The sequence below is a fragment of the Fulvitalea axinellae genome, from assembly GCF_036492835.1.
Lineage (GTDB): Bacteria > Bacteroidota > Bacteroidia > Cytophagales > Cyclobacteriaceae > Fulvitalea > Fulvitalea axinellae.
Genome location: NZ_AP025317.1, coordinates 187,319 through 201,055, shown reverse-complemented (window position 1 = coordinate 201,055; position 13,737 = coordinate 187,319). Strand labels below are relative to the sequence as shown.

Below are 13,737 nucleotides of genomic sequence, written 5' to 3'. Positions count from 1 at the left end.
GGCGATGAAGTTTTTTAAAGATTATAAAATAAGGTTTTGTACGTTTTCAAGCCTTTGTTTAGCGATAGTGTTCTTTAGCTCCACAACGGCGGTAGCGCAAAGCAGTGATTATTACTTTAGTCTGTATCATCAAAATCCGCAGGCTATCAATCCGGCCTTTTCCGGGCTGGGTGGCACAAGCCTGAATACGGGCTATCGCAAAACCGTGACGGATTTTAGCGGATCGCCGGAAATGTTTCTTATGGGAGCCAACGTAAAAGTTGGCTCCTCGGAGACCGTACGCGGGCACGGACTCGGTGGCTTTGTATACAGTCGCAAAGCAGGCGGATTTCAGCATGCCGTAGGTGGCTTATCATATGCTTACCACGTACCGCTTAAGGAGAATTTGAGTCTGTCAGGCGGTGCCGCGTTTTATTACGACCGTTGGAATTTGGATGAGGAAGATCTAAGGCCACGTGACCGTTCAGACGTTAAGTATCGCGAGCTTCTGGACTCGGACGGAAGATCCACGAATTACGATGTACAAGTAGGTGTAGCGCTTAATGGCGAGAGCTTCTACTTTGGCTATACCTTCAGCCAACGCCTCGGTGACGTGGACGTAGCTGACGGTGCTGACGCTCTTGTCGGTTATTCCGGGCATTCCTTTGACGCCGGTTATCGCCGTCCTTTTGCGGGGAATTTCACCTTTCTGGGAAGCGCTCATTACAAAGTGCTGACCCACGCCGATGACTCGTATATGCTTGCGGGCCGTGTGGCTTACAAGGACGTGATTAACGGAGGTTTGGCTTATAAAGACGGAAGTGCCTTGGCGCTTTTATTGGGTTTCCGGACGGGAAAAAAATTGGGGATATCCTATGCCTATGATGTCCCGGCTACGGAAAAAAGCAACGTGAGCGATGGCGCCCACGAGATCGTTTTGGAATATAGGTTCTCCGGTAGAAATATGTTCTTTTGGTAATTACATAGGTTAAGGTTGTTTGTATTTGTTAAAGTGAAAACCACCCTGCTTGGGTGGTTTTCTGTTTTTAATCCTCAATACTTTCATGTTTCGTTTTATATTAAAAACATTACGTTAGTTGGTGTTTCGTGTTTTCATTCGAGAGAATTTGCATTCGTATAGGTCCTGCATACTGAAATAGCTATATATCTATCTGTTTATCATAGAATAAGACGTAAGGTAATAGCTGATAATGCTGGATATTCTCTCGTTTTGTTTATGATTATAACTTTTTCACTACTTCTAATCTTGCTTGTGAAATAATCGTCCTTCAGGTAAAAATAGAATGGTATTTCCCGATTCGTTATTTTCCTTTTAAATCTTACTCCGATTAGTTTTTGTGAGAATATTCATCTCGATTTTTTGAGAAAACAGATCGGTCCGAATTCCATCAACGGAAAAACGGAATTTGAAATGCCCTATATCATTTAATAATCACATAAATAATTAAGAATGGAAACCATCGGAAAACCACAAGCACTTATTCCAGAAGGATTATTCAAAGACAAGTATGATCACTTTATCGACGGAAAATGGGTGGCGCCAGCTTCCGGAGAGTATTTCGAAAACATTAGCCCGATTACGGGCAAACCGTTTACAACGGCGGCCCGCGGAACGCAAACGGATATCGACTTGGCTTTGGATGCGGCTCATAAGGCGTTTCCCGTTTGGTCATGCACCCCGGTGGCCGAAAGGAGCAATATACTGTTGCGCATCGCCGACGTGATGGAGGAAAACCTTGAATACCTAGCCAAAGTGGAAGCGATAGACAACGGAAAAGCGATCAGGGAGACACTGAATGCCGATTTGCCTTTGTGTATCGACCATTTCCGTTACTTCGCCGGAGCCATTCGCGCTGACGAAAGTACCGTTTCAGAGCACGATGCAAACACCGTTAGCATCAACCTTCAGGAGCCTTTGGGCGTGGTTGGGCAGATTATTCCTTGGAACTTTCCCTTGCTGATGGCTACTTGGAAAATAGCGCCGGCATTGGCCGCCGGCTGCTGTACGGTGGTAAAACCGGCCGAGCAAACACCGACAAGTATTATGTTGCTGATGGAATTGATCAAAGATATAGTTCCGGCCGGAGTACTGAACGTTGTCACGGGATTTGGCGTGGAAGCGGGCAAGCCTTTGGCCTCATCGGAGCGTGTTGACAAAGTCGCCTTTACAGGCGAGACCACTACGGGGCGTTTGATTTTGCAGTACGCCAGCGAGAACATTATCCCGGTTACGATGGAATTGGGCGGAAAATCACCGAATATCTTTATGCCGAGTATTATGGACGCCGACGACGCTTTCTTTGACAAGTGTATAGAAGGCGCTGTGCTTTTCGCTCTGAACCAAGGCGAGGTTTGTACTTGTCCGTCCAGAATTCTGGTTCACGAATCTATCGAAGAAGCCTTTATCGCCAGAGTAATCGAAAGGACTAAAGCCATAAAAATGGGCAATCCGCTTGACGCCGAAACGATGATGGGCGCTCAGGTTTCGAAAGAGCAATACGACAAGATTCTCGATTATATTAACATCGGGCAACAGGAAGGAGCCGAGATTCTTTGCGGTGGTAAAGGCGCCGAACTGGGCGAAGGTTTTGAGGACGGCTATTATATAGAGCCGACGATTTTCAAAGGCCATAACAAGATGAGGATCTTCCAAGAGGAAATATTCGGTCCGGTGACGGCGGTGTGTACGTTCAAAACCGTGGAAGAGGCGATCGAAATCGCCAATGATACTTTCTACGGCTTGGGCGCCGGCCTTTGGACGCGTGACGCTCACGAAATGTACCAAGTGCCGCGGGCCGTCAAGGCTGGACGGGTTTGGGTGAATTGCTATCACGCTTATCCTGCGCACGCTCCGTTTGGCGGTTACAAAAAGTCGGGCTATGGTAGGGAAACGCACAAAATGATGCTGAACCATTATCGCCAGACCAAAAACATGCTGATTTCTTACAATAAGGAAAAGCTGGGATTCTTTTAGTAAACATAATTCAAAACGGGAGCCTACGGGCTCCTTTTTCAATACTTGGCTTATGGAACAAAAAAGGGTATTGGTTACGGAAAAAGCCATCGAGTGGATCGAGAAACTCAGGGCCGAACACGGAGAACTGATGTTTCATCAAAGCGGTGGATGTTGCGATGGTTCTAAGCCGATGTGCTACCCGGAGGGCGAGTTCCGAATCGGGCAGAGCGACGTTTTTCTTGGCAAGGTACACGGTTGCGGATTTTATATGGCCAAATACCAATTTGAGTATTGGCAATACAGCGAGTTGACACTGGATATAATCGATGGTAGGGGAAGCAGTTTTTCTTTGGAAGCCCCGTACGGGGTTCGGTTTACGGTTTATTCACGGCTGTTTACGGAGGAAGAGATCAAGCAGTTGGAACCTGTTAGTTGAAATGAAAAATTGTAGCGGTAGACAAAAAAATGCCGGAGAACGGACTTCCGTTTTCCGGCATTTTCATTTTGTAGCGAATCTATGCGATTGACCTTCGCATCGCAAGGTTCTCCTTGAACTTGATCCATTTCGGGCCGAAGAGCTTTCGTCCGAGATTGTCTGTATGCCGTACTACAGTGAGGTTAAACAAGCCGTGTAGTCTGCACAAGTACGAAGGGTCAAAGGCCCGCTGGCTAAGACCGAAACCGCCGTCAAGGTATTTCATAAAATGCCACCAGCCAGGGGGCATATACAACGTGTCGCCGGGAAGGAGTGTGGCCTCAAGTCCGTTCAGTCCTTTTAAAGCAGGATACTTGTCAAAATCGGGATTTTCCATGTCGATATCCTCGATATTATGAACCGACAAGGGAACGTGATAAAGTTTTTTGGACGAATCTGGAGTAAATAACAAAGCCTTTTTCCGGCCTTGGAACTGGGTGTGAAACACGTGTGACATGTCGATATCGAAATGGATAAAGACTGAAGATCCCGCCCCGCCGAAAAACATCATAGGGTATTTGTCCAGGAATCCGTCCATAAGTTCCGGGCTTCCGAAATCGGCGCAAAGGTCCGGCACATACTGGAAGATATTGAAAAGGAATATCCGCAAATCTGTAGGCTCACGCTGGATTAGGTCCAAGTATTCCGAAAAAGCCATATGCGAAGCGGGCTCATTCACTTTCTTTGAGGCATCCACTTTTGAGCCGTCGTAAAGCGGAACGGTCATATCTCCCACCCGGTTTTTCAGGTACTCCCAATTCCATTTTTCCCGGGCGTCCCATTTTTTGCTGAGGTTTCTCAACACTACCGGCCTCGAAGGCTCCATGTACTTCCGCTGAAATTCCTCTTTGCTGATATCGTGTTCTACTGTTAATGGTTTGAAGCTTATACTCATGCGTTAGCTGTTTATTTGAAACATTCCGTCACATCGCTCCCCGCAAACCGATTCTATGTTAGCAATCAAAAACGTTGCCCTTGTTAGTCATAAATTAATATTAAAAATGAAATGCGGAGGTTGAATCATTGCCCTTATTTGGAAAATGTAAGAAAAGGGAGACGATTGTATAAAGACTGCGTTCAGATCGTGACAGTACTCCACAAAACCGTACAAACATGTTTTTCCACTTGTCTGCATGTTCCGAACTTGTGGCTCAAATGTTCCTAGCGAGTATTGACCGTTTGTTTTAAGCCCTTTACAATGTAAATTCGGTAAGCCCGAGAAAGCAGGGTAGAATCACAACAGGGAAATATTTTTTGTCTATGGATCTTATTTTAAGGAACACGGCCCGAAAGATTATCGCGGGAGCGTTTTGTGCCGGAGCGTTCGCTTCGTGTAAGTCGGCGGGCAAGACCGAGGCGTCGCTGGCCGGAAAGAAGAAAAAGCCGAACGTTCTTTTCATCATGTCGGACGACCACGCCTACCAAGCCATCAGCGCTTATGGCGGAGGATTGAACAAAACGCCGAACCTCGACCGCTTGGCCAATGAGGGAATGCGTTTCGACAAAGCTTACGTGACCAACTCCATCTGCGGGCCTAGCCGTGCGGTGGTGCTTACGGGCAAATACAGCCATATAAACGGCCAGCTCGATAACCGCTCAAGTTTCGACGGTTCGCAACAGATCTTTCCGAAAATATTCGGCGAGGCCGGTTACCAGACTGCCATCGTGGGCAAATGGCACCTGAAGTCGGATCCGCAAGGGTTTGATTACTGGAATATCTTGCCGGGTCAGGGCGAATACTACAATCCGGAATTCATCGAAATGGGTGAAAAGAAGCGCCTGACGGGATATTGCACCGACCTGACAACCGATATCGCCACGAAATGGCTGGACAAGCGCGACAAGACCAAGCCGTTTATGATGATGCTCCACCACAAGGCGCCTCACCGTACCTGGCAACCGGCCCAACGCCACCTGAGCCTTTACGACGATGTGGAAATGCCGGAGCCGGAAAGCCTTTTCGACGATTACAAAGGTCGGGGAACGGCGGCGAAACAAGCCAAAATGCGGATCATGGACGACATGATCGACAGCTACGACCTTAAGCTGGATTCCGCCGTGGCCAAGCCGTCGGGCAGGGGCTGGCTTGACAAAGCAAACGAAAGGCTGATGGAGAAAATGACTCCGGAACAACGCGAGAACTGGATCAAAGCTTACGGACCGAAGAACAAAGCCTACGGCGAGGCGAACCTGAAAGGAAAAGACCTTTTGAAATGGAAATACCAGCGTTATATCAAAGATTACCTGCGCTGTATCGCGTCTGTGGATGAGAACGTGGGCCGTATGCTCGATTATCTTGAGAAGATTGGCGAACTCGACAATACGGTGATCGTCTATACTTCCGACCAAGGCTTCTACCTTGGCGAGCACGGCTGGTTCGACAAGCGTTTTATGTACGAGGAGTCTTTCCGAACGCCGTTGATGGTCCGTTATCCGAAAACGGTTAAGGCCGGAAGCGTTTCTGACGCCTTTTGCATGAACCTCGATTTCGGTCCGACATTGTTGGATATGGCAGGCCTGGAAGTGCCTGGCGATATGCAGGGCGAATCGTTCAAAAACATTTTGGAAAACGGGGGCAAGGAGCCGGAAGGTTGGCGCCAGTCGATGTATTACCATTATTACGAATATCCGAAGAACGAGCATAACGTGGTTCGCCATTACGGAGTCCGCAACAAGCGTTATAAGTTGATCCGATTCTATTACGGAATAGACGAGTGGGAACTTTACGACTTGGAGAAAGATCCTAAAGAGATGAAAAACGTTTATGATGATCCGGATTACGCTAAAATAGTGAAGGATATGAAAACAGAGCTAAAACGCCTGCAACGGAAATACAAAGACCCGGAATCTCTGGACATCTGAGTTTTTTTGAATAAAAATCGCCTTTAAATCTGTTTTGAAGGCGATTTTTTTAAACCGAGTTCTTCCTATAGATATAAATTGACGGAAAGGAGAATTCTGGTCGAAAATATGGGCAGTGAGTATCCGGCAGATAAAATTCGAATATTATTGATATGAACCACCTAAAGAAAGCCTTGGGGAGCGTGGCGGTCGGTACGGCTTTGGCCGGATCGCTTTTTTCCTGCAAGCCCGCCAACAAGGCAGAGGCTTCGTTGACAAAGAAAAAAAACAGGCCTAACGTCCTGTTTATCATGACAGATGATCACGCATACCAAGCCATCGGAGCTTACGGAAGTAAGATAAACAAGACTCCGAATCTCGACCGATTGGCCAACGAAGGAATGCGTTTCGACAAAGCCTACGTAACCAACTCCATTTGCGGGCCAAGCCGTGCGGTGGTGCTTACGGGCAAATACAGCCATATGAACGGCAAGTTGGACAACCGCATTCCGTTTGACGGAAGTCAGCAGACTTTCCCGAAACTTTTTCAGAAAGCGGGCTACCAAACGGCGATTGTGGGCAAATGGCACTTGTACTCTGAGCCCACTGGCTTCGATTATTGGAACATATTGCCGGGTCAGGGCGAATATTATAATCCCGATTTCATCGAAATGGGGGAGAGAAAGCGCCTGACGGGATATTGTACCGATTTGACTACGGATATAGCGCTGGAATGGCTCGACAAAAAAAGGGATTCCGGAAAACCGTTTATGATGATGCTCCATCATAAGGCGCCGCACCGTTCGTGGCAACCGGCGGAACGCCACCTGAATCTTTACGATGATCAGAAAATTCCGGAGCCGGAAACGCTGTTCGAAGATTATAAGAAAAGAGGCGGGGCTTCGGCTATTTCCGAAATGAGTATTGTGGACCATATGCGTGATGGCCATGATTTGAAATTGGAAAAGAAACATGCGTCGTCTAGCGGGAATAAGTGGCATGACAACTCTTTGGAAAGGCTTCGCAAGCGTATGAACGAAGCTCAACGCAAAGCTTGGGAAAACGCTTATGGACCGAAAAACGAAGCGTATGCGAAAGCGAACCTAAAAGGCGAAGCGCTTCTGAAATGGAAATACCAACGATATATAAAAGACTATCTGCGTTGCATCGCTTCCGTGGATGAGAACATCGGTAGAGTTCTGGAATATTTGGAAAAGAAAGGCCAGTTGGATAATACGTTGATTATCTACACATCAGACCAAGGTTTCTATTTGGGCGAACACGGCTGGTTCGACAAACGGTTTATGTACGAGGAATCATTTCGTACGCCGTTGTTGATTCGCTATCCAAAGCTTGTCAAGCCTGGAAGCGTGTCGAAAGAAATGTGCATGAACCTCGATTTCGCTCCGACAATGCTCGATATCGCTGGCCTTGACATTCCGTGGGACGTACAGGGCGAATCGATGAAACCGCTGTTGGCCAACGCTGGAGTAGTGCCCGACAGTGTGGAGTGGCGTAATTCGATGTATTATCATTATTACGAGTTCCCGGGTTCGCATAACGTAAGTCGTCATTACGGTGTAAGCGACGGTAAATTTAAACTGATTAGGTTCTATAAAGGAGCCGTAAGTTGGGAACTTTACGATTTGGAAAACGATCCGAAGGAAATGAAGAATCTGTATAACGATCCAGCTTACGCCAAGCATATTTCCCGTTTGAAAAAAGAACTCAAACGACTTCAGATCAAATATAAAGATCCGGCGTCAGTAGGTGTTCCGGCCAAGGGATAAGATATTTCATCAATAACTAGGGGAGAGGGAAAGGCGATTGTCTTTCCCTTTTTTGATTTTTATTTTAAGTAAAAAAGAAAAATTGCGAATGAGCTTACCGTACCGCTTACCTCGTTCCATTGGCTGCGCAGTTTGCCAAGGGCCCGGTTTAGGGAATTGGATACGGATTGGTAATTCATTTGTGTCATTTCGGCTATTTCACCGTTGGTAAATCCCTGTTGGAATTTCAGGTAAATGATTTCCCGTTGTTTTGGGCTTAGGTTATTCACGGCGTTTTGATAGAAATCAATTCTTTCTTTTTTGTTTTCCTCCGATATGATATCGTCCTCATGGCTGAGTTCCACCGTCAGTTTGAATTCTCCCTGTAGATTATCGGATGAGATAAAACGGCTTAGTCTGGTTTTGGTGTAAATAATGCGTCTGCGGAGCGCCTTGAAAAGATAATAGCGAATGGATGAAGTGTCGGAAAGCTGTTCGCGGTGTTCCCAAATATCAAGAAACACGTCATGGATACAATCCTTTACCTTGTCAGGATTGCTTTCTATTTTATGTCCGTAAGCGTAAAGTGCGTCAATATGTTCTTCGTAAATGTCTCCAAACACGGAGATATTCCCCTTTTTGAAAGACCGCCAAGTGTTAAGGTCGTTCACTGCCATACTCTCGGTTCGTTTTACCTGTAAAAGAAACACTTAAGACCAATTATCCTTCAAATAGCTGATTATAAGGAAAAATACGTGTGAGAAAATGACAGTTAGGCTGGAAAATAATACGGTATACAAAGTCAAGTCCTTACTGGAAACAATAGAAAGGATAAGTCTTTGAGAAAAAACCTTTGTGAAAATCATTATGCGGTTTTCACTGAGCCCGTGTATGCCTAATGTATTGTTTTCTCGATACGTTTTGGTCTTAAGTTGGTCGAAACTTGCCGGCTCGTATTTATATTTTTGGTGAAAGTCTCTCTTCACGAAACCGATCATTAGTCCAATATAAATATAATTTCGAAGTATAGGCAAACTTTGGATAACAGCCATACCGAAAAGCTGTAGATCATTTTCCTTATTGGTTTTTTGAAGTGTGTCTTTTCGGTAAAATATTTTTTTAATTTTTTTCAAGCAAAAGTGAGTACATCAATTAAACGAACTCCCTAGGGATATAAACGGACAGAGTTTTTTCATTTTTCGATCCGTCATAAAAGGTTGTAGGGATTTCGGTTTTTCAAAAATGAAAACGAGGCTCTCCGAGCTATGAATGTTTAGAATATGGGAGGTTTTGAAAATATAAGATTTAAGGACCGGTATTTATCGGATACGGAAAAGGCAAAATTAAAGGAACGGATTCTGACAAATTGCGATAAAGTAAAAATCAGGAGAATTCCTCCAAAAAGGAATTATAGGCCTTTATGGTATGCAGCGTTATTTTTATTGATTTGTGGGCTGTCTATCCTTTTTTCGTTGGAACAAAATCCTACGAGACGGGAGATCGCCGAGGTTTGGGTTAGTGTGTCGGCGCCTCGTGGCACCACCAAAACGGTACAATTGCCTGACGGCACAAGAATCAGGTTAAATGCGGACACAAAATTGGAATACCTTCAAGGATTTTCGCAAAGGAGAGTCCGGTTAGTCAATGGCGAAGCGTATTTCGATGTGGCTAAGGACAGCCTTAGGCCGTTTAGCTTGAAAATTACGGAATCGGGCCGTCTTCGGGTACTGGGAACAGCCTTTAACGTTAGGGCTTATTCTGATGATCCGGTAGTGTCGTTGGTTCACGGAAGAGTGGCTGTAGGCTCATTTTCGGACGGTAGGGAAACGATTTTGGATCCGATGCGCCAAATAAGCTTGGCCTCAGGAGCCGAAGTTCGGAGGTTTAACCTTAGGAGCGTGACCGGGTGGAAGGACGGAGACTTGTATTATGAGGATAAGCCTTTGGAAAAGGTATTGGAGGATTTGGAAAGAACTTATGATGCGGAGTTTTTGAAGAATCCGGAATTCGACGGAAAGAAACTTTATACAGGGTCGCTTTTGATAAAAAAGCATCTTGATAATGTACTTGTAGGGCTTTCCTACACCACAGGACTGACTTTTGAACGCTTGGGCGACAAGCGTTTCAGGGTAAAATAAAAAAGCAGAAGCTCCGGCACGGCGATACCCCTAAAGCAATACCGTGAGCTTCCGCAATCTGTTAACACTTAACTTTTTAAAAGTATGAAAAACAGGCTACTTTTCTTACTCATTATGGGTGAAAAATTTCTACGAACAGGCCTGCTTGTGCAGCTTTCTTTGGCGTTGTTATGTTCTGCGCTGAAAGTAAGTTCGCAAAGCTTACAGGCCGAACGGATCAGGTGGAAAGACGGCACGGTCAAGAGTTTGATGCATGAGATTTCGTCATCAACAGACTATGAGTTCTTTGTCAATAGCGAGCTTTTGGCGGAGATCGGCGACATTCCCGTAAAGTATTCCGGAAGCCAAGTGACTTCGGTTGAGGAACTGTTATTGATTATGTCAAAAGAGGCTAAACTCTCTTTTAAACGAGTCGACAACAACATTTTTGTTAAAGAAAAACAGGAAAAGGTTCCTGAAAAAGTTTCGTCATTCCAAGACAAAAAAATAACAGTCAAAGGAGTGGTGAAAGACGAAAATGGCGAAAGCCTTATTGGAGTCAATATTATAATAGAAGGAACCAGTACGGGTACCGTGACGGATATTGACGGAGCATTTTCGTTAGAACTCATGCCTACGAATAAGCTTGTAATTCAGTCGGTGGGCTTTACTAGTCAGACTATCGAACTGAATGGGAGAACCAATCTGGATATTGTATTGAGACAAGATCTTAAGCAATTGGAGGAAATAGTCGTCGTGGGCTATGGCGAGCAGAAGAGGGCTAGCTTGACAGGGGCAGTCACCACCGTAAAATCCCAGGAACTTAGCAGAATACCGGCGGCCAGCCTTTCGAATACTCTGGCCGGTCGAGCGGCCGGTGTAGGAGTGGTGCAGAATTCCGGATTCGCTGGAAGTGGTTCAAATATAAGAATACGTGGCAGCGCTTCCGAACCTCTGTTTATTATCGATAATATAGCGATGTCGAGAGCTGATTTTGATGCCTTGAATCCCGAGGAAGTTGAGTCGGTGACTTTTCTGAAAGACGCGGCGACGGCTTCGATCTATGGTTCAAGAGCTGCCGGCGGGGTAGTTTTGGTAGTGACGAAAGCGGGATCTACAGGGAAACCCACATTTAACTATAAGACCACCTATTCCTTCCAAAGGCCGACAAATGATTTGCCTGATTATTCGGCGACAGAAGAATTGAATTTTCTTAATAACGCGGCTGTTACCCGAGGTGATTCACATGTGGTGTCGGCTGAGGAACTGGAGTATTTTAAGGACAAAAACTATAGCCTTCTAGACCAGATATGGAAAGACCCTTCAATGAAGGAACACACTATTGGAGTTAACGGAGGTACGGAAACTATCTCGTATTTTATGTCTTTGGGCTACCATAAGTCGAACGGTTCTTACGAGAATGTTGATTTCTCTCGGTATAATTTCAGGTCAAACGTATCCGCAAAAATCTCGGAAAACCTCAAGGCCAGTTTAAACCTTAGTGGCAATCAACGTGAAAATAGCCGTTTTTATTGGCCGTATGATAGTGACGACAGTTATACCTTGCCTGATTTTTATCGTACTACCTTTAACTGGACCAGACTTTATCCATTTTATGTCGATGAGCTTGGTAACCCTACTGATGATAGGGTGAATGGGCTTCCGATATCAAAAGGAGGCTGGAACCCAGTGGAAATGATTTATAGCGGAAATAACAGAAAAAATAGGGAAAGGACTTTCAACGGGATACTTCGGTTTGAATTGGATATTCCTCAGGTTAAGGGGCTAAGCGCGGCCGCATGGGGCAATTATAAGGTGTTCCAGCGTAACCAAAAGAGTCTGGTTATTCATAATAAATCATATGTTTTTCAGCAAGCGCCGGGAACCAACAGGTTTAAACCGGGCCCAATTGATCCAAACAAGCAGAATATTCATAACCTGAGTTCTTCTTATGAAGGAATTAGGGAACTTGTGACAATGAATACCCAATACCAGCTTAACTGGATGCTTAAATATAAGCGGGACTTCGGGAAGCATAACGTTAGTGGTTTGTTCGGCTATGAAAGGTCTCGAAGAGAAGGTAAAATCCTGTCAGGAAATGCCGATGGCCTTTTGACGACAAACGTTGACCAAATATTTTCAACATCGTCGGATGCCGAACGCAGATACTTTGACGGTAATGAATATAATAGTGCCCGCGCTTCGTGGATAGGAAGGGCGCATTATGAGTATGATAATCGTTATGTTGCGGAATTTTCTTTCCGTTATGACGGGTCGTACCGTTTCTCTGAAGACCAGCGCTGGGGATTTTTCCCTTCAGGGTCTTTGGCATGGAATATTTCTGAAGAAAAATTCTTTAACATTCCGCAGGTTAGCCGTCTGAAACTCCGTGCCTCTGTAGGTATGACGGGTTATGATGGTGAGGCTAACAATGAAATCGCCCCTTTCCAATGGAAAGATCGCTATGTGGGGAATAAATCGTATGTTTTTGGAGATGGAGTTCATAATGGCATAAGACCCGGCGTAGCGCCAAATCCGGACATTACGTGGGAAAAATTGAGATCCTATAATGTCGGAGTTGATTTCGGGCTATTTGAAGGGCGTCTAAGTGGAGAGTTGGATTATTTTCATAATCATCGTTATGATATTCTTGGAAAAAGAGAGCGGACTATCCCTTCCACTTTAGGGGTTTCGTTACCGGCGGAAAACTATGCTGAGATAGCGATTAGAGGTTTTGAGCTTCGTCTGGATTGGCAGTCAACCATTGGTGACGATATAAAGTATAATGTAGGTGTCAATTTTGGATACTCAAAAGACGAGGTTTTAAGGCGTGACGAAACGAATACTAGCCGCAATTGGAGATTACGCGAAGGAAAAACCGAGAAGTTTTATGAAGGACATATAGCCGAGGGAATTATCCGCACTCAGGAACAATTAAATAACCTGCCGGAAGGATTTACTCAATTCGGTAAGAAACCGGAGCTAGGGACCATTCTTTACAAAGACATACGGGGAACTGGTTTTTCGGAAGGGCCTGACGGGAAGGTGGACGAATATGATGTTACCGAACTTTCTGATAGACGGCGCCCGAGAGGTAATTATGGAATTAACTTAGGTATGGAGTGGAAAGGTATTTCTGTTAACGCCAATTTCCAAGGAGTAACTTCATACGATAGGATGATTGCAACGAAGAATACAAAAGAAGGAGGTGTGTTCCAAGTTGGAGATCGACCATATTTCGATATCTGGACCAAAGCGTGGACTCCGGAAAATCCAAACGCTGAATACCCTAGGGTTACGGGCGATTGGGTGGATCCAAGACACGGCGGAACACCGTCTACTTTTTGGTTGAGAAACGGTTCATATATGCGCCTTAAAAACCTGAATATCGGATACACTTTGCCACAAAAATGGATTCAAGGTTTGGGTATTCAAAGTGTCCAATTATTTATGAATGGCACTAACCTGTTCTATTTTTCTGAAATGGAGATAATGGATCCGGAACAGGAAACCCTTGACTCATATCCATTAATGAGAACCTTTACAGGTGGACTCAACGTGAAATTCTAAAAGGAAAAT

General features: G+C 45.2%; 9 protein-coding genes. 7 read left to right on the top strand and 2 right to left on the bottom strand.

Annotation, left to right across the window (positions count from 1 at the left end):
* Positions 1-4 precede the first annotated feature (4 nt).
* The 3 genes from AABK39_RS22940 to AABK39_RS22930 all read left to right on the top strand — a co-directional run bounded on the left by AABK39_RS22940 (position 5) and on the right by AABK39_RS22930 (position 3,392).
* Positions 5-958 carry a PorP/SprF family type IX secretion system membrane protein gene (locus AABK39_RS22940; RefSeq protein ID WP_338395343.1) on the top strand — a complete coding sequence of 318 codons (954 nt, stop codon included), beginning with the start codon at positions 5-7 and terminating at the stop codon, positions 956-958.
* 492 nt (positions 959-1,450) lie between these two features.
* Entirely contained in the window at positions 1,451-2,974 is a 1,524-nt protein-coding gene (locus AABK39_RS22935) for an aldehyde dehydrogenase family protein (protein WP_338395342.1), read from the top strand.
* Positions 2,975-3,026: 52 nt separating this feature from the next.
* The gene (locus AABK39_RS22930; RefSeq protein ID WP_338395341.1) at positions 3,027-3,392 is read left to right on the top strand and encodes a DUF779 domain-containing protein; all 366 of its coding nucleotides are present in this window, start codon (positions 3,027-3,029) and stop codon (positions 3,390-3,392) included.
* 79 nt (positions 3,393-3,471) lie between these two features.
* Here the strand turns inward: AABK39_RS22930 and AABK39_RS22925 are convergent, their stop codons facing one another.
* Entirely contained in the window at positions 3,472-4,326 is an 855-nt protein-coding gene (locus AABK39_RS22925) for a cupin-like domain-containing protein (RefSeq protein ID WP_338395340.1), read from the bottom strand.
* Between the two features lie 365 nt (positions 4,327-4,691).
* Between AABK39_RS22925 and AABK39_RS22920 the strand changes: the two genes are divergently transcribed.
* Both AABK39_RS22920 and AABK39_RS22915 read left to right on the top strand, forming a co-directional pair.
* Positions 4,692-6,293, top strand: a complete 1,602-nt coding sequence (locus AABK39_RS22920; protein ID WP_338395339.1) for a sulfatase family protein — start codon at positions 4,692-4,694, stop codon at positions 6,291-6,293.
* 152 nt (positions 6,294-6,445) lie between these two features.
* Positions 6,446-8,062 (top strand): sulfatase family protein, encoded by a 1,617-nt coding sequence (locus AABK39_RS22915; RefSeq protein WP_338395338.1) that lies wholly within the window; start codon positions 6,446-6,448, stop codon positions 8,060-8,062.
* Between the two features lie 59 nt (positions 8,063-8,121).
* Here the strand turns inward: AABK39_RS22915 and AABK39_RS22910 are convergent, their stop codons facing one another.
* Positions 8,122-8,718 carry an RNA polymerase sigma factor gene (locus AABK39_RS22910; protein WP_338395337.1) on the bottom strand — a complete coding sequence of 199 codons (597 nt, stop codon included), beginning with the start codon at positions 8,716-8,718 and terminating at the stop codon, positions 8,122-8,124.
* Positions 8,719-9,513: 795 nt separating this feature from the next.
* Here AABK39_RS22910 and AABK39_RS22905 point away from each other — a divergent pair.
* Together AABK39_RS22905 and AABK39_RS22900 are read left to right on the top strand one after the other, a co-directional pair.
* Positions 9,514-10,179 (top strand): FecR family protein, encoded by a 666-nt coding sequence (locus AABK39_RS22905; RefSeq protein WP_338395336.1) that lies wholly within the window; start codon positions 9,514-9,516, stop codon positions 10,177-10,179.
* 84 nt (positions 10,180-10,263) lie between these two features.
* Entirely contained in the window at positions 10,264-13,728 is a 3,465-nt protein-coding gene (locus AABK39_RS22900; RefSeq protein WP_338395335.1) for a SusC/RagA family TonB-linked outer membrane protein, read from the top strand.
* The last annotated feature ends 9 nt before the right edge of the window (positions 13,729-13,737 follow it).

Excerpts from the sequence above, each read along its gene's own strand:
- AABK39_RS22940 (WP_338395343.1), top strand. The coding sequence starts at position 5 with ATGAAGTTTTTTAAAGATTATAAAATAAGGTTTTGTACGTTTTCAAGC.
- AABK39_RS22935 (WP_338395342.1), top strand. The coding sequence starts at position 1,451 with ATGGAAACCATCGGAAAACCACAAGCACTTATTCCAGAAGGATTATTC.
- AABK39_RS22930 (WP_338395341.1), top strand. The coding sequence starts at position 3,027 with ATGGAACAAAAAAGGGTATTGGTTACGGAAAAAGCCATCGAGTGGATC.
- AABK39_RS22925 (WP_338395340.1), bottom strand. The coding sequence starts at position 4,326 with ATGAGTATAAGCTTCAAACCATTAACAGTAGAACACGATATCAGCAAA.
- AABK39_RS22920 (WP_338395339.1), top strand. The coding sequence starts at position 4,692 with ATGGATCTTATTTTAAGGAACACGGCCCGAAAGATTATCGCGGGAGCG.
- AABK39_RS22915 (WP_338395338.1), top strand. The coding sequence starts at position 6,446 with ATGAACCACCTAAAGAAAGCCTTGGGGAGCGTGGCGGTCGGTACGGCT.
- AABK39_RS22910 (WP_338395337.1), bottom strand. The coding sequence starts at position 8,718 with ATGGCAGTGAACGACCTTAACACTTGGCGGTCTTTCAAAAAGGGGAAT.
- AABK39_RS22900 (WP_338395335.1), top strand. The coding sequence starts at position 10,264 with ATGAAAAACAGGCTACTTTTCTTACTCATTATGGGTGAAAAATTTCTA.